We start from the raw sequence: 22,109 nt of genomic DNA on the forward strand, positions 1-22,109 counted from the left end.
CCATGTCCGCCGAACTGCCTGAGTATTACTTTCGCATACGTGAAAACGGTGCTGCGGTGTTTCGGATCGATACGGAAAACCGTCAGCGCCGGATCGAGATGGACCAGATTGCCGTCATCAATATCCGCAATGGCGAGGTCAAGCCGCACGGGCAGCGGACGTTGTCAGACCGGGATCAGGCCGAGATTGCCCAATGGATGGAAGAGCGCCGGGCCCTGCTGGCCCAGCGCGACATTGACGATATCCATCGCGCGGTCGACTATCTGAATCTGACCACGCAATGGGCACAGTCCAAGGCAAGCGACACGCAGCTGGAGGATGTGACAGACAGGTTATTGATGGCCATGCACGACCTGCGTACGGTACTGGTGCGAAAAAAGGCAGATCGGCTGGACAAAGACTAGGCGGGCTCGGCCGATGCCTGTATCTGCTGTACCGAATACATCCAGAATCGGGTCATGAGAAGCACGGCTGCGAAGGCGAGACCAAGCACCAGGCCCAGCCAGACGCCGATGCCGTCCATATGACGGACAAAGCCGAAATAATACGACGCGGGAATCCCTACGACCCAATAGCTGAGCGCCGCCATGACCATTGGGATCTTGGCATCCTGCAACCCGCGCAGCAGGCCCAGCGCAATCACCTGCGCGCCGTCGACCAGCTGAAACAAAGCCGCCATGGCAAGCAATCCGGTACCGATAGTCAGGATTTGGCCCCGCTGCGGGTCATCTGTTTCCATGAACAGGGAAATCAAAGGCTCGGCGCAGGTCAGAAACAGAATGATGGTTGCCACCGACATGACCAGCGACATACCAGTTACGGAAATTGCGCCCTTTTCCAGATGCGCCCTGTCCCGACGACCCAGCGCATTGCCAGCCCGGATGGTCGCCGCATTTGATAGCCCCAGGTGAACCATGAAAGTGGCTGAAGCCAGATTCAGGGCGATCCCATGCGCAGCCAGCGGGACCTGACCCAGCCAGCCCATCATCACCGCAGAAGTCGCGAACAGTGAAACTTCGGCCAATGTGGTCAAGCCGATGGGTACACCCAACTTCCATACGCTGGCAAACATTTCCCAATCCGGTCGCCAGAACCGCTGGAATAGGCTATGCTCTGGCAACGTCCGGATCACATAGATAACAACCGCGATCAGCGAAACAACTTGTGTCGTGATCGAAGCGATTGCCGCCCCTGTCACGCCCAGTTCGGGGGCACCCCAGTTGCCGAAGATCAGCGCATAATTGGTCAGCCCGTTCACAGCCGCCGCCGCAATTGTGATCCACAAAACAATCTGCGTTCGCTCCAATGCCGCCAGATAGCTTTTCAACACCATCACAATGAGGGCCGGAAACAATCCCCAACCGGCAACTCGCAGATATTCGGCTGCGGTTTCAGCAATTTGCGGTTCCTGCTTCATGGCGATCAGGATCGGATAGGACCACCACAGCAAGGGCATGACAACCACGGCATACAGCAACGACAACCATAGCCCCATCCGGGTCGAGCGGCGAATGCTGGTTTCGTCCCCTTCCGCCGCCGCTGTGGCCACCATGGGCATGACTGCCCAGCCAAATCCCGCACCAAACAAAAACAACACGAAATAATAACTGTTGGCCAAGGTAACAGCCGCCAACGCCTCGACCCCGTACCAACCCAGCATGATGGTGTCGGTCAAGCCGATTGCGTATTGCGCCAGATGACCACCAACCAGTGGCAGGCCGAGAACGGCAATAGCCCGAAAATGGGCCGGGTATGTCATCACCTTTGTCATCGCTCCAGCCATATGCGCGGCTTTGGCGCGGGACAAGAGCGGATCTGCAATATTTCAGATTGAGACTTTGGTGCCCGACCTTTCCCTGTGGCCGGGCATTTTGATGCTCAGCGGGCGTCGGGATGCAACGCGGTGCCCAGAATATGCTCGGACCGGTGAATAACGTGATGCGCCTGCCCTACGATCAGCGGATCAGGCTCGCACACGATATCGTGATCCTTGCCAGGGTAATCCAGCGAGGACAGGAAGTGACGCATGCAGTTCAGGCGTGCGCGTTTCTTGTCATTTGACTTGATAATCGTCCAGGGTGCGTCAGCCGTATCCGTGTAAAAGAACATGGCTTCTTTCGCCTCGGTATAATCATCCCACTTGCTGAGGCTCGCCTTGTCGATGGGCGACAGTTTCCATTGCTTTAAGGGGTCGGTTTCACGGCTTTTGAAACGGCGTTGCTGCTCTTGCTGTGTAACCGAGAACCAGTATTTGTATAGCTGAATGCCCGAGCGCACCAACATCCGTTCCAACTCGGGCGTTTGCCGCATGAACTCAAGATATTCGTTGGGCGTGCAGAACCCCATGACCCGCTCCACACCCGCGCGGTTGTACCAGGACCGGTCATAGAACACCATCTCGCCCACGGTCGGCATCTCTTGAATGTAGCGCTGGTAGTACCACTGGCCTTTCTCTTCCCAGGTGGGTTTGTTCAATGCAACGACACGGGCCTGACGCGGGTTCAGGTGCTCCATGAACCGCTTGATCGTACCCCCTTTGCCGGCGGCATCGCGCCCTTCGAACAACAAGACAAACCGCTGCCCCGTTTCCTGCGCCCACAGCTGAACCTTCAAAAGCTCGGCCTGCAGATTGGCTTTTTGCGTCTCATACACCGACCGGGCCATTTTGCGGCCATAGGGGTATTTCCCACTTTCAAACGCCTGCCGGATTTTCTCGGGGCTGGGCGCTGAAGGGTCGGTGTCTTTGGTGAGCGTGGTCTTGATCTGGGTGGGTTCTGCGTTGGTCGTGGCAATGGCGTCCATACATCCTGTCCTTTTCTACTGTCCTGAAGGGTGGCTAGCAGAAAGCTCGGAAATGCGCTTTGATTGGTGTCAAATAGATGCCTCAAAAACCCATGATTTCCAGCGCGGATCCCTTGTTCCAATGCAGACGTCTTTTTTCAAGCTGAACGGCCATTCTTTCCACGTCAGGACATGGGGCGACAAAGCCGCGCCACCATTATTGATGCTGCATGGTTTCCCCGAATACAGCGGTGCCTGGGCCGATCTTGCGCCTCATCTGGCAGAACGCTTTTATTGTATTGCTCCGGACCAGCGCGGTTATGGCCAAAGCTGGTGTCCCGAAGGGGTGCAGAACTATACCCTGTCGCAACTGGTCACAGACATGGCCGCACTGATTGAAACCTGCGGCGCGCCAGTTGCGCTGCTGGGTCACGACTGGGGCGCATCGGTGGCTTATGGCGTTGCCATGTTCCGCCCGGAACTCGTTGATCGGTTAATCATTGCAAACGGCGTACATCCGGTGCCGTTTCAACGCGCCATGGCCTCAGGTGGCGCACAATCCACAGCCTCGCAATATATCAATCTGCTGCGAGCACCCGATGCCGCACAAAAACTGTCCGAAAACAACTTTGCGATGCTGGAACAGTTCTTTCGCCATGGTATGGGGCTGGACTGGTTGACCGAAGCTCGCATGGCCGACTACCGCACTGAATGGGCCCGACCCGGTCGGCTGCAGGCGATGCTGAACTGGTACAGAGCCTCTCCGTTGGTTGTCGCCAAACCCGGTGTCCCCGCGACAGACCTGCCTGACCTGCCGCTCGACCGGTTGCATGTCAGGTGTCCGCACTTGTTGATTTGGGGGCCGGATGACAAAGCCCTTTTACCAGAAGCCACTGAGGGGCTGGAGGCGTTTGCCACCCACCTCACCCGTGTCACGATCCCTGGGACCGATCATTGGTTGCATCATCAAAACCCGCGGGCCGTGGCACAGGCCATTCTGGAATGGACTGGCCTGACGTAATCAGGCCCCGCCCGCGCGCAACGGCAAGCCAGGCAGCCTTTGTCGCAGCGCCAACGACATCTTTAGCACCTTACCGGTGCCCCCAATCGTCAGGGTTGTCAGAGTTGTTCGGCGACAACCCCAACTCATCACCATCGGTTGAGCACCCAAGCCCCAGAACCGTCCGGTTTGCATATGAAAAGTAGGAGCAAACCTGATTGATCTCTAGGATTTCGCCATCATCCCACCCCGCGTCGCGCAGGGCGCTGACATCCGCCTCGACCAGATCGCCCGGCGCTTCGGTCAACTTGCGGGCATAATCCATCGCAGCCATTTGCGCCTTATCCAGCGGTGCAGCCGAGGGATCGCGCGCCTCAATCGCTGCCCTGATCGCGTTGCCACGCACCGTATCACCCAGCAAGCGCTGAAGACCTGCAAAGTGATGCTCGACGCAATACCCGCACCGGTTCAGTGAGCTGACCCAAACCCCCAGCACTTCCAGAAACCATTTCGGTATCTTGTTGCCAGAATGATGCAGCACTGCCTTGTACATGGCCATATGGCCTTCCATCGAGTGCGGGCGAAGGCTGTGTGCCATCATGATGTTGTCTACGTTATTGTTCGGCCCGGTCACGCGTTCATAGAGTTTCTTCAACTTTCCGGTCGCGTCTTCGAACGGAACGGTTCTGATCCAGCTCATTTATTCACCTCCGCTATACCGGGATCAAAGGACTGGTTATCTGCACGGATTGCAAGCGGCTTGACAGAAAACGCACAACACCTCGCGTCCCTCTTCCCCCGGACCACATCACCTGCCATAATGGCGGAAACCCAAAAACAAGAGCAGCACCCATGCCCGAAGATCTGTTGACGCCCAGCGCCACTTCTACCTATGACGCCTCCTCGATCGAGGTGCTCGAAGGGCTGGAACCGGTTCGCAAACGCCCCGGCATGTATATTGGCGGCACGGATGAGCGTGCGCTGCACCATATGTTGGCCGAGATCCTCGACAACTCGATGGACGAGGCGGTGGCAGGCCATGCCAACCGGATCGAGGTCGAGCTGCATTCCGACTACGCCCTGACCGTCCGTGACAACGGGCGCGGTATCCCGATCGACCCGCATCCGAAATTTCCGGGCAAGTCCGCGTTGGAGGTGATCCTGTGTACCCTGCACGCGGGTGGCAAGTTCTCGGGCAAGGCCTATCAGACCTCGGGCGGCTTGCACGGGGTTGGTGCGTCGGTGGTGAACGCGCTGTCTGATTCGATGGTCGTGCAGGTGGCGCGGGACAAGCAGCTATATGAACAACGTTTCTCGCGCGGTATCCCACTTGGCCCGGTCGAAAAGGTTGGCGCGGCCCCGAACCGGCGCGGCACAACGGTGACCTTCCACGCCGACCCGGACATCTTTGGCCATCACAAGTTCAAACCCGCGCGGCTGTTCAAGTCCATCCGCTCCAAGGCCTATCTGTTCTCGGGCGTCGAAATCCGCTGGAAAACCGCCATCGATGACGGCGAGACCCCGCTTGAGGCCTCGTTCCACTTTCCCGGCGGCCTGTCGGATTACCTGAAAGAGACGATGAACGGCTCGTCTACCTATGCCGAGCAACCCTTTGCGGGCACCGTCGATTTCAACGAGAAATTCGGCACCCCCGGCAAGGTCGAATGGGCGATCAACTGGACACCGTCGCGTGACGGGTTCATCCAATCCTATTGTAACACCGTTCCCACCCCCGAAGGCGGCACCCATGTGGCCGGTTTCTGGGCTGCGATCCTCAAGGGGATCAAGGCCTATGGCGAGTTGATCAACAACAAAAAGGCCGCGCAAATCACCCGCGACGACCTGCTGACAGGTGGCTGCGCGCTGGTGTCGTGCTTTATCCGCGAGCCGGAATTCGTGGGCCAGACCAAAGACCGTCTGGCCACGGTCGAGGCGCAGCGGCTGGTCGAAAACGCGGTTCGCGACCATTTCGACAACTGGCTGGCGGCTGATACGAAATCCGCCGGCGCGATCCTCGACTTCCTCATCCTGAGGGCCGAAGAACGCCTGCGCCGTCGGGCCGAGAAGGAAACACAACGCAAGTCCGCCACTAAGAAACTTCGTCTTCCCGGCAAGCTGGTGGACTGTTCCAGTTCAACACGCGACGGCACCGAATTATTCATCGTCGAAGGCGATTCTGCGGGCGGCTCGGCCAAGATGGGTCGTGACCGCAAAACGCAGGCCCTGCTGCCCCTGCGCGGCAAGATCCTGAACGTGCTGGGTGCGGCCAGTTCCAAGCTGGGCACCAATGCCGAGATCAACGACCTGACCCAAGCGCTGGGTGTCGGGCTTGGCACCAAGTTCAACGTTGACGACCTACGCTATGACAAGGTCATCATCATGACCGACGCGGATGTGGACGGGGCGCATATCGCGTCCTTGCTGATGACATTCTTCTTTACCCAGATGCGCCCGATGATTGACGCGGGCCACCTGTACCTGGCCTGCCCGCCTTTGTACCGCCTGACGCAGGGTGCCAAACGCGTCTACTGTCTGGACGAGGCCGAGCGCGACGAATGGCTGAAGAAAGGTCTGGGCGGCAAGGGTAAGATCGACGTGTCCCGCTTTAAGGGTCTGGGCGAGATGGACGCCAAGGACCTGAAAGAGACCACGATGGACCCCAAATCCCGGAAATTGATCCGGGTCACCATTGACGAGGACGAACCCGGCGAAACCGGTGACCTTGTCGAGCGTCTGATGGGCAAGAAGCCCGAACTGCGGTTCCAGTACATTCAGGAGAACGCGCGGTTTGTGGAGGAGTTGGATGTTTGATGGAAAAGTCAAGGACGGCAAAGTTCGTTGGAAGAACCTTAGATGGGATAATTTCGTTTGGCTGTTAGATGGCCCCATGACAAAGAGTTTCTTCTTAATACCAGTTTTTGGTTATCTTATTATTTTTAACGACCATTTCATAGAAAGCGCTGACTTTTCCACACTTGTCGGCAACGAAAAAACTACCTTCGTAATTGCACCCGGTTCGCGGGTACGTTTTGTTTACTTTGGAATGATTTTTGTTGGCATTGCATATGCTATCTATTTGCTGCGAAGACCAAGAGTCATGTCGCGCTCAACCAACCAAGCTGGTTACCTCGAGTTTGCAAAAAGAAACTTCACTTTCAGGAACTATGAGGACATCTATGACGAGATTTGCAAAGAAGGCGCCTTTTCAATTTATGGGGAAGATCATTTGGACCAATGGGAAGACTTCAAAATACTCGTAGGAGGTAAGGGATTCGAAAGTTCAAAGAAGGTCTATGGCGATAGGGTGCACTTCACCGAGACACTATCTCGTTTTGAAGGGATGATCAGGGCATTGGTTATTGACTACTATATTAGGGGAGTTCGAAACCGTAGAATCTCTCTACTTTTATGTAATTTTTTAGCCATGGTAGGATACCTTTTGATCGTTATACCAAGTGGCGATCTTTTTGCACGTGTGATACAAATTACTTTCTTTTGAAAGTCGAGGTTGGGACTGAAGCCAAGTCCATCTATCGGCCACGTAACAAGGATAGGATGGGTGGCTCTTACCCATTAAGTTTCCTGGGTTGAGGTTGGGGGCGAACACGTAAACTAGGTTATCACAAACCTCGCCCCCCCCTGGGGGGCGGGTCGGGCGCGTGCTTGATGCCTCGCATCAAGCATTGACTGGGCGGAAGACACCACAACACCATACGCGCCCTCAAAAAACCAAAATCTACTGCAATTCAAATCCCTTCGGTTTACTAATCAAACCAAGACCCGGCTTCCCCGTGGCAAGCTGGCTTGGATATAACGATTAAGGATTTGCAATGGCCCGCCTTTATGACAGTCGAAAACGTGTTCTCGTAACCGGTGGGGCCGGGTTTCTGGGCTCGCATCTGTGCGACCGGCTTCTGGATCAGGGGCATGAGGTTTTGTGCGTCGACAACCTGTTCACCGGCACCAAGCGCAATATCGACCATCTGCACAGCAACCCGCGGTTCGAGTTCATGCGCCACGATGTGACCTTCCCGCTGTTTGTGGAAGTGGACGAGATCTATAACCTCGCCTGTCCCGCCTCACCCGTGCATTATCAACACGACCCGGTGCAGACGACCAAGACCAGCGTGCATGGCGCGATCAACATGCTGGGTCTGGCGAAACGCCTGAAATGCAAGATCTTTCAGGCCTCAACGTCTGAGGTCTACGGTGACCCGACGATCCATCCGCAGACCGAAGACTATTGGGGCAACGTGAACCCGGTTGGGCCGCGCTCGTGCTATGACGAGGGCAAGCGGTGTGCCGAGACGTTGTTCTTTGATTACCACCGGCAGATGGGGTTGGAGATCAAGGTCGCCCGCATCTTCAACACCTACGGCCCCCGAATGCACCCCGCCGATGGGCGCGTTGTGTCGAACTTCATCATGCAGGCCCTGACGGGCGAGCCGATCACGATCTTTGGCGACGGCACGCAGACCCGGTCATTCTGCTACGTGGATGATCTGATCGAAGGGTTCATCCGCCTGATGGACACAGGCAAGGACGTCACCGGCCCCGTTAATCTGGGCAATCCCAACGAATTCTCGATGAACGAGCTGGCCAGCGAGGTGCAGGCGCTTGTTGGCGCGGAAACCCCTATCAGTTTCAAAGAGTTGCCCGAGGACGATCCGAAACAACGTCAGCCCGATATCACGCTGGCGCGGACCCTGCTGAACTGGGAACCCACAGTACAGCTGAAGGAAGGGTTGGACGCAACGATCCGGTATTTCCGGACGCTTCAGTCAGAAGGCGCAGCCGGATAACGCGTCTCGCCATGGCTCGGGGACCGGATCAGACCGCCGTGCCGATCAGCGCGACGCCAATCGCCATGAGGACCGCGGCGCCCAGGCGTCGCATCCAGTTGCCTTCCTTCAGGAAAATGAACCCGATAAGCGCCGCAAAGATGACCGAGGTTTCCCGCAGGGCCGAAACCGCCCCAAGCGGCGCAAAGTTCTTGGCGTAAAGCACCAGTCCGTAAGCTGTCATCGAAACCAGCCCACCCAAAAGGCCCGTCATCCATATTCTGACTGGCAGGTCTTTCAGGGTGGTGCGTTTCCTGACCCCGATAAACCCTGCAATGAACAGGTGCAGAAAGGCCCCCCACACCCAATAGCTGAGCGTATTGCCTGACAGCCGCACCCCAATCCCGTCAACCACCGAATAGATCGAAATGCAGAACCCGGTTCCCAGCGCAAATCCCAGCGCGCTGCGCCCGACGCCCGAACGCAGCGCCGCCCAGCTGCTCAGCTGAATGCCAACCGCGATCAAGGCGATCCCACCCCAGGCCTGCCAGGGCAGAACTTCGCCCACCAGCGCCATCGCCCAAAGCGAGACCAGTGCCGGAACAATCCCGCGTGCTATGGGGTAAACCACACTCAGATCGCCATGCTGGTAGGCCTTGCCCAGCATGAAGTAATAGCCGAAATGCACGACGGTCGAGAGCAGGATATAGACAAAGCTCTGCGTGTTCGGCAACGGCAGGACCATCACCATTACCGCCGCCGGCAAGACCTGACCCAACGCGACCAGACCCAGCATGGTGGTGCGGTCCGCTGCCGTTTTCACGATGGCATTCCATACGGCATGCAGCAGCGCCGCCGACAGAATAATCAGAATGACGAACAGGGTCATACCCGAACCTTTCCCGCAGAAATCGTGCGTAAAAAGGGTCTTTGGCCCCATTTCACTTGGGCGTGGTGTCTGCCAAAACCGGGATTTTTGTCAAGCCGGATTCCAGTGGTCAAATTACCGCCACTGTTGGGGACGTGTCCGCAAGCCGTTTCCGGTCTCGTCCCGCACCCTTGTGCCCGGTAAGAAGTTACAACAGCACGTGATCCCGGTTGCAGGACGCGCATCACGTTCTAAGATCGGGCACATGAGTTTTGTGACAGACAACCAATTGCCCCTGCTAATCCTGTTTTTTCTGTCAGGATCGATCGGCACCGCCTTTTTGTTCCGCAAGCCAGCAGGGCACAGGGCATGGAAACTGGCCGATCTGGTCTGGGTCGTGCTGGGTGGCATCGGCGCATTGGTGGCTGTTCTGGCGGGGCTTTACACGTCGGACAGTTCGCGACTGGATCGCCAGATTGATGTGGCCTACGCCGCAACATTGGCATTCGACCGGGATGCCGCACGGTTTCGTCTGCGTTTCTGCGACCCTGCTTACGATCCTGATACGGCAGTGCTTTGCGACAAGGTTGAATTCCTGTCGGCATCAACTGCCAGCAACTCGGAATTGCCCCTGTTCATCGCCGTAACCAACGAAGTGGCCCCCCTGCAGGGCCTGCACTTCCTGTTCGGAAGTCAGGGCAAAGATGAAATGGACGAGCTGCGGGATATGACGGCAAAAGCTGATGCTTTCGATATCGACCAGTTCCTCGTTTTCACGTCTCTGGACGACAAAACTCAGGTGGCCATCGACAACATGCGCCGTAAGGTACCCGCGATTGCCGGAGATTATCAGATCCTGGCACAAAGCTATGACGATCTGATCCAGCAGGTCGGCAAGTTGAAGGACGAATGGGAGTACCTGCAGGCCAATGCCCATATTCTGGTTCTGCAAATCGTGGCGCTTTGTCTTGTTAGCTTTGCGGCCCCGTTTCGACTGGGAAAATCTTTGGTCGAATTGCGCACGAAGCTCAACGTCGATACCCCCGCGCCAACACCTGTGGATCAACCCCCAGAAAGTAGCGCAGAAGTGTCCACAAGTTCCGCATGCCCCGTCGAGTCCAACCTGCCTGTTCATAGCGCTCCGCGCTCGTAGAGGCGCGCGACTCGAGTAATGCGATTCGTGGCAATGCGCGCACCAGCGCTACATCTTCCATCAAGGGTTGGTCCGGATACCCACCAGCCGCCAGATAGACATCACGCGGAACCAGCAACCCCTGATCTCCGTACGGCAAACCGAACAGCCTGCTGCGCAAATTGGCCCATCCGGCCACCCAAGTCGGCGCAAACCCACGCGCGCGAAAAGCCAACCGAAACGCAGCTGGTGCGTTGGAGGGTAGATGGGCGCTTACGCTCTCGGCCCACCCCGGCTGCAACAAGGTGTCTGCATGAAGGATTAACAACCATTCACCATCAGCCTGCGCGCACCCCCGGCGCAATTGACCACCGCGCGACGGCTCACCTTTCAGAACAAGCGCGCCAACATCTTCTGCAATTCTCAACGTCTGGTCTGTTGAGCCTGCATCGCTGACGATCAGGTCCCTGATCAGCCCGGAATGCACCCCTTCCATCAGGGCCTCAAGGCACGCAGGCAAGGAACCGGCGGCATTCAAGGTTGGAATCACTACAGTGACGGGTGCGGGCACGTCCGATAACCTCTGGTCTTGGCTGCGGGACTTCCTATATCACGAGGCCAAAGGCAATGACGAGGACCAAGCCATGCTCACCCGCCGCATCCTGCGCCTGACCGGCTCGGACACCGAAGACTTTTTGCAGGACCTCGTCACCAATGACGTTCGGGGGTTGAGCAATGGGCTTGTTTATACGGCGTTGCTTACTCCACAGGGCAAGTATCTGGCAGATTTCTTTCTGAAACGCGATGACGGTGGAGTGCTGCTGGACGTGGCCGAGCCTTTTGCAAATGACCTGATCAAGCGCTTGAGCATGTACAAACTCCGGGCGGATGTAGTGATCGAAGGCACGGATCTACATCTGCAACGCGGCACAGGTCCAGCACCGGACACCGCCCTGCCCGACCCCCGTCACCCGGATATGGGATGGCGTGACTATTCGACAGCCCCAGAAGGCGATGACGGAACCGACTGGGACGCGCTGCGCGTTCGACACTGCATCCCCGAGACTGGGGTCGAACTGACGCCAGACAGCTATATCCTCGAATCCAGTTTTGAAGCGCTGAATGGTGTGGATTTCAAAAAGGGTTGCTATGTCGGTCAGGAAGTGACTGCGCGCATGAAACACAAGACAGAATTGCGCAAAGGCTTGCGGCTGGTCTTTGTCGAAGGCTCAGTTCCGGTGGGGACTGAGATTGCCGCAAACGGCAAACCCGTCGGCACCCTGTTCACGCAATCAGGCGGACACGGGATCGCGTATCTGCGCTTTGACCGTGCGAATGCAGACATGATGGCCGGAGACATCGTGGTTCGCTTGACGGATCAAGCGTAACTTGTTGCCAAATCGGCACGGCCTTATCCGCCGTTTATCTCGTAAAGTTTGAACCCGTTACCCAGCCCTGCCAATGTGTCGGCACAGGGGCAACACGGATACCCGCATGTTTCAGCTTTACTCCGCGATTTGGCGCGCCAGCGCCGGACGGCAGATTGTCCTCATTCTGTTATCCATTGCCATTGCTGCGCTTGCCGCGGTTCCGCTTGAATTTCAACGCGATATTGTCAACCACCTTACGTCCAACGATCTTCATGTCGAAAAGCTGGTTCTGCTGGGCATCGGCATGATGATTGTCATCCTGCTAAGCCTCGCCCTGAAATGGGTTCTGGGTTTTCGCGCGGGTACATTGGGCGAAGACATGATCCGGCTGATCCGGCAACGCTTGCTGTGGCGTGCTACCGACCTGAAGGAAACGGGTGAAAATCTGCGCAAAGGTACCATGACGACCGCCATCTCAGCCGAGGCTGAGGAGCTGGGCAAGTTCGCAGGGGGCGCGTTCTCGGACCCGGTGGTTCAGGTTGGAACGCTGGTCAGCGTGATCGGGTACATATCCTCAACGCAGCCAGGCCTTGGCCTTATCGCGTTTTCCATGATTGTGCCGCAGATCATTATCGTTCTGGTGTCGCAACGCAAAGTGAACACGTTTGTCGCCGAACGCGTCCGCCTTTTGCGCAGCGCCACTGATAGGCTGACCACCGAGGATATCGATGCCGTCGAGCGGGATATCAATGCCCTGTTCGACGACATCTATGACACAAGGCGGCGCATGTTTCTTTGGAAGCTTTCGGCCAAGTTTCTCCTGAGCGTAATCAACGGCGCCGGAACCGTGGGTATTCTGATGTTGGGCGGTTATCTGGTGCTGCAAGGTAAGACCGACGTCGGCACGGTGGTGGCCGCGACCAGCGGGCTTGGCCGGATACAGGGCCCGACCGCGTTCCTGATCGCCTTTTACAGACAAGTCAGTGCCAACCGCATCAAATACGAGCTGATGCTAGAACTATTCGGCCCGGACCCCGCGCATTACCGGTACCGCAACAGTGCATAAAAAAGACCGCGCAGCGGCTGCTTGCGCGGTCTGACACTAAAAGCGACGAAACGTCACGCGCGTTCGGAGTATTCCATCGTTTCGGTGTTCACGATGATCATTTCATCCTGACCGATGAACGGCGGCACCATGACTTTCACGCCATTGTCCAGAATTGCAGGCTTGAACGAGTTCGCGGCGGTCTGACCTTTTACGACCGGCTCAGTTTCGACAATCTTGCAGGTCACTTTCTGCGGCAGCGTCGCGTTCAGCGCTTCACTTTCGTAGAATTCGACAACAATCGTCATGCCATCCTGAAGGAACGGACGACGCTCGCCCAGCAAATCCGCTGGCAATTCAATCTGTTCGTATGTTTCGGCATCCATGAAGACCAGCATGCCATCGGTTTCATACAAGAACTGCTGATCCTTCTGTTCAAGGCGCACACGCTCAACCTTGTCAGCCGAGCGGAACCGTTCGTTCAGTTTCGAACCATTGCGCAGGTTGCGCAGCTCGACCTGCGCGAAAGCGCCGCCTTTTCCGGGCTTCACATGGTCAACCTTGACCGCGGCCCAAAGGCCGTCGTTATGCTCAAGCACATTGCCGGGGCGAATTTCGTTCCCATTTACCTTGGGCATTACATAATTCCTTCACAAACGGTTGATGCGTCAGTTGCGCCTCCTATATCTGGCGGGAACATACCTGACAAGACAACCAAACCTAGTGCTGCACGTGCAGCGAGATATGCAAGTGACGCAACGCAACTATGCATATTAGCTGTATCCGAATCGCACTTTATCGGTCATAAGGACCGTCACGCCGAAAATTGCAAGAGCAAGAAAAACAAGGAAGACGAGATGAGAGATTTCGTTGACGGCACTGCCTTTAACAACGAACAAGGCAATCGTGCTCGCAAACTTTTCGCGGCCGTTGTGTTGGCCGCACTCGATGACGCCATTGCCGATGACAAGAAGTATGGCAATGGCCCGGAACAAATCGCCCGTTGGGCGCGCTCGCGCGATGGACGCGAAGTGCTGTCTTGCGCGGGAATCGACCCGAACGAGCGGGTTGTCAGCGGACTGATGGAGTTCGTTGGCCGTGGCGTGCGGACCTCGGTCGCGCTGTCGCGTGAAGAAAGCGAGCGTCGCAATGCCGCTCAGCAGGCTGAAGCTGCCTGATCCAAGGCTGTTTCAACTCAGAAAAAACGCGCTCTGCCATCAGAGCGCGTTTTTCTATGCGTATCCCACCACTATCCCGGGCGTCAGGGTGAGTTCGGGGCTTCCCCTGCCCGCCCAAATCAGGTCATCTGCGCCTTGACAGGTAGGAGACAATCCATGGTTCGCGCCATCATGATTCAAGGTACCGGCAGCAATGTCGGAAAATCCGTTCTGGTGGCAGGGCTTGCGCGAGCTTTCACACGGCGAGGTCTTCGGGTTGCGCCCTTCAAGCCGCAGAACATGTCGAACAATGCTGCTGTTACGGAAAACGGTGGGGAAATCGGTCGCGCGCAGGCCCTTCAGGCACGGGCGGCAAGGCGGGCGACACATACCGATATGAACCCTGTATTGCTGAAACCCGAAACAGATACCGGCGCGCAGATCATTGTTCAGGGGCAGCGCGCGGGCACCATGAAAGCCGGTGATTACCGCAAGGATAAATCCAGACTGCTAAGCGCCGCATTGGAAAGCTTTGACCGATTGTGCAGCGACGCGGATCTGGTTCTGATCGAAGGGGCGGGCAGCCCGGCCGAAACAAACCTGCGCAAGGGTGACATCGCCAATATGGGTTTTGCCTGCGCTGCGAATATTCCGGTGATACTTGTCGGCGACATTCACCGCGGCGGTGTGATTGCACAAATTGTTGGCACTCAGGCGGTTCTGGATGACGGCGATCTTGCTCGAATTCAGGGCTTTGCCGTCAATCGGTTCAAGGGGGATGTATCCCTTTTTGACGAAGGGCGCGATGATATCGCCTCTCGAACGGGATGGCCCTGTCTGGGGGTTGTGCCATGGTTTCAAGACGCCTGGAAGCTTCCGGCCGAAGATATGATGGACATCCGTTCTCACACAGGCGGCACATGCAAGGTTGTTGTGCCACAACTTGAACGGATGGCGAATTTCGACGACCTTGATCCCTTGTCTGCCGAACCCGGAGTGAGCGTCGAGATCATTCCGGCCGGACACCCTTTGCCGGGCGATGCCGATCTGGTTTTGCTACCGGGCAGCAAGTCAACCATCGGAGATCTGGCCTATTTCCGTGCACAAGGCTGGGACATCGACCTGTTTGGTCATGTCCGGCGCGGCGGGCATGTGCTGGGTCTTTGCGGTGGCTTTCAGATGCTGGGCAAGACCATTTCCGACCCCGATGGCGTAGACGGTCGACCGGGTAAGGTCGACGGGTTGGGGTTGCTGGATGTGGACACAGTCATGGGAGGACAAAAGCAAGTTGTCCTGCGTACGGCCCATGCGTTGCCGGACCGAGAGCCAGTCACCGGATACGAAATCCACATGGGCCATACAGACGGGCCGGATTGCACCAATGCATGGCTTGAGGTCGAAGGCCGCCCTGAAGGCGCGGCCAGCGCAAACGGGCGGATCAAGGGAAGTTATCTGCACGGTATCTTTTCGTCCGACGCATTCCGGGCGCGGTATTTGTCAACGATAGGCGTGACCTCGGACCTGTCCTATGAGGACGGCGTCGAGCAAGCGCTGGACGATCTGGCCGATCATCTGGAGCGCCACATGGACCTTGACCTGCTGCTCAGCCTCGCGCAGCCCCCGCACCGTGGCTGAGAGTTACTCCAGATCCTGAGCCGCAAGAGCGCGGGCGATCTCTCGCCTGACCATCTTGCGCACATTTCGTGTAATCCGCTCACCCATCGTTCCTTGCAGCTCGGCGCGGACAACCTCTGCGATCAGGGTGCGCAGAGCGTCTTCATCCATGTCGATCGTCCTGACATTTTCGTCGGAACCAGGTTCTTCGGCATCAGCATCAGACACAACAGCCTGAGACGACCGGATGAATTCCGCCTGACAAGATGCGTCTTCGGCCTGCTGAACCGCCTCTGGTTCGTCACCACCGGCAGCATCAATCGACATCGCAGCGGCAAATTCTTCTTCGACATCCCATGGCAGCGCGTGTGACGGTGTGCCCGAATACGCATCCTGGCTGTCACCGTCCGGTTCCCACTGATCTTCTGTTTGCGCAATTGCCGCTTCCAGCGCTTCGATCTTTGCACTCAGGCTGTTTGTTGCATCATCCGACGGGGCGTGTTTCGTCTCGGCTGTTTCTGGCTTGTCCTGGTCAGCGTTCGCAGGTTGACCCGTCTGAACGATGTCACAGGTGCGCAACAACATGGGCTTGGCGGCATCTGAAACTTCGGGTTCCGACACAGCTTTAGCGGGAATCACCCCCAATTGATCTGGTGTGCTGATCCGCAAAGCATCAGTAAGCACCAGCCGCCCCGGCTTTCGTGCTTTAGTCGTTTGATCCGAGACGGTTTTATCACGACTGTCTTCACTGACCAGACGTTTGACCGAAGACAGAACGTCTTCGATCCCTGCTTTCACGACATTATCAGACATTGTTCTCTACCGCTCTATCCTTGGATCGAGTGTAGCCAAACAATCCGCGCCTCACAACAGATAGTATTGGCGATCAGTCCCGGCGCAATGCTTTGAGAACGCGATCCAGATCCTTGCTTTGCTTACTGACCTGTGCCGGCGCATTCTTGACCAGATTGTAATACAAAGTCGGATCATAGATTTGCACCGCCAGCCCAAGACGCTCGGCTGTCAGAAGGCCCTGCGCCTGCAACAACTGATAGGCAGCCCGCGACCGTTCGGTGCGCGAAGCGACTTCTGCCAGCTGTGCATCCAGCAAATCCTGTTGTGCATTCAATACATCCAGAGTTGTTCGCGCGCCCAGAGTTGCCTCTTCCCGGATGCCATCAAACGCCACCTGCGAGGCGTTAACGCGCTCGGTTGACGCCCTCAGACTGGCGCTGGCCGCCTGAAACGCCGCATACCGGTCGGTAACACCCTGCGTGATGTTCTTTTGAACGTTCAGCAGATTCGCACGCGAGGCATCCCGGCTGGCCATTGCGCGGCGGACATTTGCCGCCAACCGGCCACCCGCGTAGATAGGTTGTGTGAAGTTCAGCGACACGGTCGCGTCGTTCACATAGTCATTGTTGTCATAGCGCTCGGACACGCCAGCATCGGCATTCAGGCTGACATTCGGCCCAAGGTTTGCCCGCTGTTGCTGCACGACCAGATCAAACGCCCTGACCTGATGCTGAGCCGATAGAATGGCCGGGTGGTTGCGTTGCGCCAGATTCACAGCTTCTGCTTCGGAACGCGGCAGATTGGGCAGGCTCGGCTGACCAGCCGTTCGCCCCGGTGCCTTTCCGACTGCATTCACGTATTCGGCTTGCGCAATGCTCAATTCACCGCGTGCCACTGCCAGATCCGCCTGAGAGCTTGCCAGCTGTGCTTCGGACAATGCGACATCCGTCCGGGTTACTTCGCCCACTTCGAAGCGGTCATTCGACGCCCTAAGTTCCTCTGCTGACACATCCACGTTGTTCTGGCGGATCGCCACGGTCTCTTCCTGCAACAGGACGCCCAGATAGGCATTTGCTGCGCGGATAAGAACCTGTTGTTCGATATCGATCAGGGTTTGCCGGGTCGATAGTACCGTTTCCTGCGCCGACTGCTTGCCCAGCACCGACGCGCCGCCATCATATAAAAGCTGGCTCAGCGTCAGGCCCGAAAAGAACCGCGACGGCTCGTTTGTCGTCACGACGTTATTGACCCGCGAACGGGTGTAATCCTGGCTGACCTGCACGGTCCAGTTGATGATTGGCCGCAACGCAGAAAGCGCAATGGCCACATCTTCATCCGCCGCGCGCAGCAACGCCCGGTTCTGCTCAAGCAAACCACTGGTGTTATACGCACCGATGAACGCATCCGTTATGTTGTCTGCCCACGCTGCACGCCCTGGCATCACGCTCATGGCAAGTCCTGCGGTCACAGCAAACGCCCTGACCAGCTTACCTGTCGCCGAACCACGCATACCAAAATCCTCTCAAACGAAATTACACTGCCCTACAGGCAGTTTGCGGCCTTCTTTTCAACTAATCAAGGCGATAGAAAAATCTATCGGCGGACTATAGCGAAAATGCACACTCTGCCGAAAAACCTTCCAGAACCGGCGCATTGGCATTGAACACATCACGCCAACTGACGCGACCACCGGTTTTTCGACCGATCCGCACGGTACCCAGGTTGCCCTTGACAAACAGACACACGATCCGACCGTGGTCCTTGAGCTGATCCAACAGGGCATCGGGCACCTGCTCGACACCGCCCTGCACCATGATCGCATCATAGGGGCCGTGTTCCGCCACACCCTGTTCCAGCGCGCCAACGTGGATGATGGCGTTGTGCACGTCAGCTTCGGCCAAGAGGTTTTGCGCCTCGGCTGCAAGGGTTTCGTCGCATTCAACACCCACAACCAACTCAGCCATCCGCGCGGTGACAGCCGTGGAATACCCCATTGCCGGAGCGATATCGAGGACCATCTCATCCTTGGATATGTTCAGCGCGTCCAGCATTTTAGCCAGGGTCCGCGGCTCCAACATGCTGCGCCCGTCCCCCAGATCAATCAGGCCGTCCACATAGGCCGCCTCGCGTTGAGAATCGGGCACGAAGCTTTCCCGCGGAACACTCAGCATCGCCTCAATGATCGGGAACTTGGTGACGTCAGAGGGGCGGATCTGTGTATCAACCATTGTGCGGCGCCGGGCTGCGAAGTCAGTCATTGGATATCTCGTCTCATTCCCAAAGATGTCCGGCTTGTGCCATATCCTGAACCTTCCAGCAACGCCCCTGTTGCCGCAACCTGAATCTTGATCAACTCCTTGGGCGTGGACTTCGGCAAATTTCGATCTTGCCGGCAATTTCGCGCGCAATCCACTGGACGCCCCAGAGGAAAGCTGTTAAAAACCCAGTCACACCACAGCAAGTATTTGATTTTACTTGAAAAGGCGAGTTGGCGGAGTGGTGACGCAGCGGATTGCAAATCCGTGTACACCGGTTCGATTCCGGTACTCGCCTCCAACTACATCCAAATCGCTGACTTGGCCCCGCAGTATGCGCGTGTGACGCTTGGTATTTTCAGACGTTCATGGCCCGCGATTCTGTCGAACTGCGGGCCAGATATGGCGTGTTTTTTCGGAACACCTGCCTACCCCTGCTCGTTCACGGGGCGCGATGTAGTCTGGTGTTTGCCCTACCCTCAGGCGCGCCCTTGTGGCACAACCTCGTATCCCGGCTCTTCCGGTTCATCATCCGTCATTTCGGCTGGAAAGCCCGGGGCGGTGATATCCAGGCCGGTTGCCTCTTCCAGCCGTTTGATAATATTTGGTGAAAGCTCGCGTTCGCCATATCGTGCGATACCATCGTTAAAGATGTTGATCATCACCGGGTTTATTTCCAGCGGCACCCCGGCGCGGTCGGCGACCTCCTGAAACAAACCGATATCCTTCTTCACCAGATCCATGGTGAAGGAAATATCGCGCGACCCGTTCAGGATGACCTGACTTTCGGTTTCGTGCACGAAGGATGTGCCGGACGAGATTTTGATCGCCTCATAGGTCGTGTTCAGATCCATCCCCGCAGCCTTTGCTGTAACCAGTGCTTCGGCGCAGGTAATCAGGTTGGCAGTGGCAAGATAGTTGGTCATCACTTTCAGCACCGAGGCCGAGCCCAGCTCGCCGGTGTGCAAAACCCGGCGGCCCATTGTCGTCAGGAACGGCAGAATTCGTTCAAACGTTTCCCGGTCACAGCCCGCAAAGATCGAGATATTGCCCGTCGCGGCACGGTGGCACCCGCCAGAAACCGGGCAATCCACAGCTGCACCGCCGCGTGAAATGACTTCGGCACCGAGGCGTTTGACTTCGGCTTCGTCTGTGGTCGACATCTCCATCCAGATCTTGCCGGGGCCCACTTCGGGCAACATCTCCTTCATGACTGCGTCCGATGCTGCCGGAGACGGCAGACAGGTGATCACCGCATCGCAATCGCGCATCAGCTGGGCGGGCCCTTCTGCCGCCTTTGCGCCTTTGGCGACAAATTCGGCCACCAGATCTGCGTTCAGGTCATGCACAGTCAGGTCAATGCCATTGCGCAAAAGGGATCCCGAAAGCTTGCCGCCAACGTTACCCAGACCGATAAATCCCACTTTCATATGACGCATCTCCAAGTTCGTCGTTTTCCCGTCATGCGACCACATACCGAACACGCACTTCATGCCGCCGAACGACGCCTACAGGTCGCTTTTTTCACCTTGGCTTATTTGTTGCGCGCGAACCGCTTGACAAGCGGGTCGGCGGTGCCGCATGTCCCGGACGTTGGTGTCGGCAACAGCCGATGAAAAGGGAATGCGTCAACGGTTCATCCGCCAAACGCAGCCGCCCCCGCGACCGTGACCGGAGAGGATGCCCAATGCCACTGGCCTGTGCCGGGAAGGCGGGACATCCGACAGAGCAACCGCTCTGGCATCCGCAAGCCGGGAGACCTGCCAACACCCGAAGTTGAAACCGGGCGGGGTGTTCCGGTGTCGGGTCCATGTGCAGACGTGGTGCCCGCATGAAACCCCGTCCCCCGCGAAGAGGATTTGGGGGGATGAGAGACATGACCGAGACCGCACCGGTAGAATTACTGGTCTGCACGACTTGCCGCCGGGGTCTGCCCTTCGAGGATGATGCTGAGCGTCCCGGCACATTGTTGCACAAGGCCTTGGAACAGGCTGCCCTGCCAGATGGCATCATTCTGAAACCTGTCGAATGCCTTTCGAACTGCGATCAGGGCTGTTCCATCGTTCTTCGGGGCGGGCCGGATCGCTGGACCTTTGTTTACGAGAACCTGAACGAAGTCGATCACGTCGATGTCATCATCGATGGTGTGACCAAGTATCTGGCCACAGACGATGGTCTGGTGAAGTGGCGCGACCGTCCTGAACATTTCCGCAAAAACTGCGCCTCGCGCATTCCCCCGATTGGAGGTTGAGATCATGTCGAACCTAGAAAAACTTCCCGTCACCGTGATCACCGGCTTTCTGGGCTCGGGCAAAACCACGCTGGTGCGCCATCTGATGCAGAACCCGCAGGGAAAGCGTCTTGCGATTGTTGTTAACGAGTTTGGCGATGTGGGTGTTGATGGCGACATTCTGAAATCCTGCGCGATACCGGATTGCCCTGCGGAAAACATCATGGAACTGGCAAACGGCTGCATTTGCTGCACCGTGGCCGATGACTTCATCCCGACCATCGAGGCGCTGATGGCGCTGGAACCGCGCCCGGATCACATCCTGATCGAAACATCCGGCCTTGCACTACCCAAACCGCTGCTGAAAGCATTTGATTGGCCTGATATCCGTTCGAAAATCACCGTTGATGGCGTGATTGCGCTGGCCGATGCCGAGGCTGTGGCCGCCGGTCGCTTTGCTCCGAACGTTGAAGCGGTGGATGCCCAACGGCTGGCTGATGACTCGATCGATCACGAAACACCCTTGTCCGAGGTGTTCGAGGATCAGATCTCATGTGCGGATATCATCCTGCTGACCAAGCCCGATCTGGCAGGTCCCGAAGGTGTCGCGAAAGCTAAACAGATCATCGCCGCCGAGGCGCCGCGCCCGCTTCCCGTTGTTGAGGTCGCCGAGGGTGTCGTCGACGTACGTGTCGTGCTTGGCCTTGAGGCTGCCGCCGAAGATGATATGGATGCCCGCCCGTCTCATCACGATGGCCATCACGATCATGAGCATGACGATTTCGAAAGCATCATCGTCGAGTTACCGGAACAGACCGACCCGGCGGAACTGGTAGCCAGGATTGAACGTCTTGCATCTGAGCTGAATATCCTGCGCGTCAAAGGCTATGCCGCCGTCACAGGCAAACCGATGCGCCTGCTGGTTCAGGCTGTCGGCGCGCGGGTTCGTCACCAATACGACCGCCCGTGGGAGCCCGGTGAAGAGCGCCGCTCGCGCCTGGTCGTGATTGCCGAGCATGACGACATCAAAGAGGCCGAGATCCGTGATATCCTCGTGGGTGTGACCGAGGTTGCCGAGTAA

Annotated in this window: 21 protein-coding genes, 1 tRNA gene and 1 riboswitch; of the genes, 12 read left to right on the top strand and 10 right to left on the bottom strand. The window is 57.2% G+C overall.

The window, feature by feature from the left end; translation table 11 throughout:
* Window positions 1-2 precede the first annotated feature (2 nt).
* Window positions 3-404 (top strand): hypothetical protein, encoded by a 402-nt coding sequence (locus ACR0AD_RS06620; RefSeq protein ID WP_480473472.1) that lies wholly within the window; start codon window positions 3-5, stop codon window positions 402-404.
* On the opposite strand, the gene ACR0AD_RS06625 is transcribed toward ACR0AD_RS06620, so the two are convergent.
* Both ACR0AD_RS06625 and ppk2 read right to left on the bottom strand, forming a co-directional pair.
* Window positions 401-1,771, bottom strand: coding sequence for an MATE family efflux transporter (locus ACR0AD_RS06625; protein ID WP_480484274.1), 1,371 nt, complete (start codon window positions 1,769-1,771; stop codon window positions 401-403). The genes ACR0AD_RS06620 and ACR0AD_RS06625 overlap by 4 nt on opposite strands.
* A gap of 107 nt (window positions 1,772-1,878) precedes the next feature.
* Window positions 1,879-2,802 carry a polyphosphate kinase 2 gene (gene ppk2, locus ACR0AD_RS06630; protein WP_480484209.1) on the bottom strand — a complete coding sequence of 308 codons (924 nt, stop codon included), beginning with the start codon at window positions 2,800-2,802 and terminating at the stop codon, window positions 1,879-1,881.
* A 121-nt stretch (window positions 2,803-2,923) separates the two neighbouring features.
* Between ppk2 and ACR0AD_RS06635 the strand changes: the two genes are divergently transcribed.
* Window positions 2,924-3,802, top strand: coding sequence for an alpha/beta fold hydrolase (locus tag ACR0AD_RS06635; protein WP_480484210.1), 879 nt, complete (start codon window positions 2,924-2,926; stop codon window positions 3,800-3,802).
* 70 nt (window positions 3,803-3,872) lie between these two features.
* Here ACR0AD_RS06635 and ACR0AD_RS06640 read toward each other — a convergent pair whose 3' ends face one another.
* The gene (locus ACR0AD_RS06640) at window positions 3,873-4,481 is read right to left on the bottom strand and encodes a carboxymuconolactone decarboxylase family protein (RefSeq protein WP_480485209.1); all 609 of its coding nucleotides are present in this window, start codon (window positions 4,479-4,481) and stop codon (window positions 3,873-3,875) included.
* Between the two features lie 152 nt (window positions 4,482-4,633).
* Between ACR0AD_RS06640 and parE the strand changes: the two genes are divergently transcribed.
* The 3 genes from parE to ACR0AD_RS06655 all read left to right on the top strand — a co-directional run bounded on the left by parE (window position 4,634) and on the right by ACR0AD_RS06655 (window position 8,583).
* Complete coding sequence (gene parE, locus ACR0AD_RS06645) at window positions 4,634-6,592, top strand: DNA topoisomerase IV subunit B (protein WP_480485207.1); 1,959 nt, start codon at window positions 4,634-4,636, stop codon at window positions 6,590-6,592.
* Window positions 6,585-7,280 (top strand): hypothetical protein, encoded by a 696-nt coding sequence (locus ACR0AD_RS06650; RefSeq protein ID WP_480485205.1) that lies wholly within the window; start codon window positions 6,585-6,587, stop codon window positions 7,278-7,280. Before parE ends, ACR0AD_RS06650 begins: the two co-directional genes overlap by 8 nt.
* Window positions 7,281-7,611: 331 nt before the next feature.
* Window positions 7,612-8,583: a UDP-glucuronic acid decarboxylase family protein gene (locus ACR0AD_RS06655; RefSeq protein ID WP_480485203.1), complete on the top strand. Its 972-nt coding sequence runs from the start codon at window positions 7,612-7,614 to the stop codon at window positions 8,581-8,583.
* Between the two features lie 28 nt (window positions 8,584-8,611).
* On the opposite strand, the gene ACR0AD_RS06660 is transcribed toward ACR0AD_RS06655, so the two are convergent.
* Both ACR0AD_RS06660 and ACR0AD_RS06665 read right to left on the bottom strand, forming a co-directional pair.
* Window positions 8,612-9,451 (bottom strand): EamA family transporter, encoded by an 840-nt coding sequence (locus ACR0AD_RS06660; RefSeq protein ID WP_480476789.1) that lies wholly within the window; start codon window positions 9,449-9,451, stop codon window positions 8,612-8,614.
* A gap of 1,007 nt (window positions 9,452-10,458) precedes the next feature.
* On the bottom strand, window positions 10,459-11,133 hold the full coding sequence (locus tag ACR0AD_RS06665; protein ID WP_480485201.1) for a TIGR04283 family arsenosugar biosynthesis glycosyltransferase: 675 nt from the start codon (window positions 11,131-11,133) through the stop codon (window positions 10,459-10,461).
* 73 nt (window positions 11,134-11,206) lie between these two features.
* Between ACR0AD_RS06665 and ygfZ the strand changes: the two genes are divergently transcribed.
* Together ygfZ and ACR0AD_RS06675 are read left to right on the top strand one after the other, a co-directional pair.
* On the top strand, window positions 11,207-11,950 hold the full coding sequence (gene ygfZ / locus ACR0AD_RS06670) for a CAF17-like 4Fe-4S cluster assembly/insertion protein YgfZ (protein WP_480485200.1): 744 nt from the start codon (window positions 11,207-11,209) through the stop codon (window positions 11,948-11,950).
* Window positions 11,951-12,056: 106 nt separating this feature from the next.
* On the top strand, window positions 12,057-12,998 hold the full coding sequence (locus ACR0AD_RS06675; RefSeq protein ID WP_480484218.1) for an ABC transporter transmembrane domain-containing protein: 942 nt from the start codon (window positions 12,057-12,059) through the stop codon (window positions 12,996-12,998).
* A gap of 53 nt (window positions 12,999-13,051) precedes the next feature.
* Here ACR0AD_RS06675 and efp read toward each other — a convergent pair whose 3' ends face one another.
* Entirely contained in the window at window positions 13,052-13,615 is a 564-nt protein-coding gene (efp, locus tag ACR0AD_RS06680) for an elongation factor P (protein ID WP_480485198.1), read from the bottom strand.
* Between the two features lie 219 nt (window positions 13,616-13,834).
* On the opposite strand from efp, the gene ACR0AD_RS06685 reads away from it, so the two are divergent.
* Together ACR0AD_RS06685 and ACR0AD_RS06690 are read left to right on the top strand one after the other, a co-directional pair.
* Window positions 13,835-14,155: a DUF6280 family protein gene (locus ACR0AD_RS06685; RefSeq protein ID WP_037310273.1), complete on the top strand. Its 321-nt coding sequence runs from the start codon at window positions 13,835-13,837 to the stop codon at window positions 14,153-14,155.
* 156 nt (window positions 14,156-14,311) lie between these two features.
* Window positions 14,312-15,769: a cobyric acid synthase gene (locus tag ACR0AD_RS06690; RefSeq protein WP_480484219.1), complete on the top strand. Its 1,458-nt coding sequence runs from the start codon at window positions 14,312-14,314 to the stop codon at window positions 15,767-15,769.
* A gap of 3 nt (window positions 15,770-15,772) precedes the next feature.
* Here the strand turns inward: ACR0AD_RS06690 and ACR0AD_RS06695 are convergent, their stop codons facing one another.
* The 3 genes from ACR0AD_RS06695 to ACR0AD_RS06705 all read right to left on the bottom strand — a co-directional run bounded on the left by ACR0AD_RS06695 (window position 15,773) and on the right by ACR0AD_RS06705 (window position 18,801).
* Window positions 15,773-16,561, bottom strand: a complete 789-nt coding sequence (locus ACR0AD_RS06695) for a hypothetical protein (RefSeq protein WP_209596939.1) — start codon at window positions 16,559-16,561, stop codon at window positions 15,773-15,775.
* Between the two features lie 73 nt (window positions 16,562-16,634).
* Window positions 16,635-18,053 carry a TolC family outer membrane protein gene (locus tag ACR0AD_RS06700; protein ID WP_209503355.1) on the bottom strand — a complete coding sequence of 473 codons (1,419 nt, stop codon included), beginning with the start codon at window positions 18,051-18,053 and terminating at the stop codon, window positions 16,635-16,637.
* A gap of 94 nt (window positions 18,054-18,147) precedes the next feature.
* Entirely contained in the window at window positions 18,148-18,801 is a 654-nt protein-coding gene (locus ACR0AD_RS06705) for a protein-L-isoaspartate O-methyltransferase family protein (RefSeq protein ID WP_480484220.1), read from the bottom strand.
* Window positions 18,802-19,025: 224 nt separating this feature from the next.
* Here ACR0AD_RS06705 and ACR0AD_RS06710 point away from each other — a divergent pair.
* Window positions 19,026-19,099: transfer RNA gene (locus ACR0AD_RS06710), tRNA-Cys, on the top strand.
* A 178-nt stretch (window positions 19,100-19,277) separates the two neighbouring features.
* Here ACR0AD_RS06710 and ACR0AD_RS06715 read toward each other — a convergent pair.
* The gene (locus ACR0AD_RS06715; RefSeq protein ID WP_480484275.1) at window positions 19,278-20,273 is read right to left on the bottom strand and encodes an NAD(P)-dependent oxidoreductase; all 996 of its coding nucleotides are present in this window, start codon (window positions 20,271-20,273) and stop codon (window positions 19,278-19,280) included.
* 102 nt (window positions 20,274-20,375) lie between these two features.
* Window positions 20,376-20,580, top strand: a riboswitch (cobalamin riboswitch).
* Between the two features lie 94 nt (window positions 20,581-20,674).
* Here ACR0AD_RS06715 and ACR0AD_RS06720 point away from each other — a divergent pair.
* The gene (locus ACR0AD_RS06720) at window positions 20,675-21,049 is read left to right on the top strand and encodes a DUF1636 family protein (RefSeq protein WP_480484221.1); all 375 of its coding nucleotides are present in this window, start codon (window positions 20,675-20,677) and stop codon (window positions 21,047-21,049) included.
* A 4-nt stretch (window positions 21,050-21,053) separates the two neighbouring features.
* Entirely contained in the window at window positions 21,054-22,109 is a 1,056-nt protein-coding gene (gene cobW / locus ACR0AD_RS06725) for a cobalamin biosynthesis protein CobW (RefSeq protein ID WP_209597013.1), read from the top strand.

Source organism: Ruegeria sp. BH8, from assembly GCF_056538065.1.

Bases quoted from the DNA above. Each gene is read 5' to 3' on its own strand.
- ACR0AD_RS06620 (WP_480473472.1), top strand. From the start codon at position 3: ATGTCCGCCGAACTGCCTGAGTATTACTTTCGCATACGTGAAAACGGT.
- ACR0AD_RS06625 (WP_480484274.1), bottom strand. From the start codon at position 1,771: ATGACAAAGGTGATGACATACCCGGCCCATTTTCGGGCTATTGCCGTT.
- ppk2 (WP_480484209.1), bottom strand. From the start codon at position 2,802: ATGGACGCCATTGCCACGACCAACGCAGAACCCACCCAGATCAAGACC.
- ACR0AD_RS06635 (WP_480484210.1), top strand. From the start codon at position 2,924: ATGCAGACGTCTTTTTTCAAGCTGAACGGCCATTCTTTCCACGTCAGG.
- ACR0AD_RS06640 (WP_480485209.1), bottom strand. From the start codon at position 4,481: ATGAGCTGGATCAGAACCGTTCCGTTCGAAGACGCGACCGGAAAGTTG.
- parE (WP_480485207.1), top strand. From the start codon at position 4,634: ATGCCCGAAGATCTGTTGACGCCCAGCGCCACTTCTACCTATGACGCC.
- ACR0AD_RS06650 (WP_480485205.1), top strand. From the start codon at position 6,585: ATGTTTGATGGAAAAGTCAAGGACGGCAAAGTTCGTTGGAAGAACCTT.
- ACR0AD_RS06655 (WP_480485203.1), top strand. From the start codon at position 7,612: ATGGCCCGCCTTTATGACAGTCGAAAACGTGTTCTCGTAACCGGTGGG.
- ACR0AD_RS06660 (WP_480476789.1), bottom strand. From the start codon at position 9,451: ATGACCCTGTTCGTCATTCTGATTATTCTGTCGGCGGCGCTGCTGCAT.
- ygfZ (WP_480485200.1), top strand. From the start codon at position 11,207: ATGCTCACCCGCCGCATCCTGCGCCTGACCGGCTCGGACACCGAAGAC.
- ACR0AD_RS06675 (WP_480484218.1), top strand. From the start codon at position 12,057: ATGTTTCAGCTTTACTCCGCGATTTGGCGCGCCAGCGCCGGACGGCAG.
- efp (WP_480485198.1), bottom strand. From the start codon at position 13,615: ATGCCCAAGGTAAATGGGAACGAAATTCGCCCCGGCAATGTGCTTGAG.
- ACR0AD_RS06685 (WP_037310273.1), top strand. From the start codon at position 13,835: ATGAGAGATTTCGTTGACGGCACTGCCTTTAACAACGAACAAGGCAAT.
- ACR0AD_RS06690 (WP_480484219.1), top strand. From the start codon at position 14,312: ATGGTTCGCGCCATCATGATTCAAGGTACCGGCAGCAATGTCGGAAAA.
- ACR0AD_RS06695 (WP_209596939.1), bottom strand. From the start codon at position 16,561: ATGTCTGATAATGTCGTGAAAGCAGGGATCGAAGACGTTCTGTCTTCG.
- ACR0AD_RS06700 (WP_209503355.1), bottom strand. From the start codon at position 18,053: ATGCGTGGTTCGGCGACAGGTAAGCTGGTCAGGGCGTTTGCTGTGACC.
- ACR0AD_RS06705 (WP_480484220.1), bottom strand. From the start codon at position 18,801: ATGACTGACTTCGCAGCCCGGCGCCGCACAATGGTTGATACACAGATC.
- ACR0AD_RS06715 (WP_480484275.1), bottom strand. From the start codon at position 20,273: ATGTGGTCGCATGACGGGAAAACGACGAACTTGGAGATGCGTCATATG.
- ACR0AD_RS06720 (WP_480484221.1), top strand. From the start codon at position 20,675: ATGACCGAGACCGCACCGGTAGAATTACTGGTCTGCACGACTTGCCGC.
- cobW (WP_209597013.1), top strand. From the start codon at position 21,054: ATGTCGAACCTAGAAAAACTTCCCGTCACCGTGATCACCGGCTTTCTG.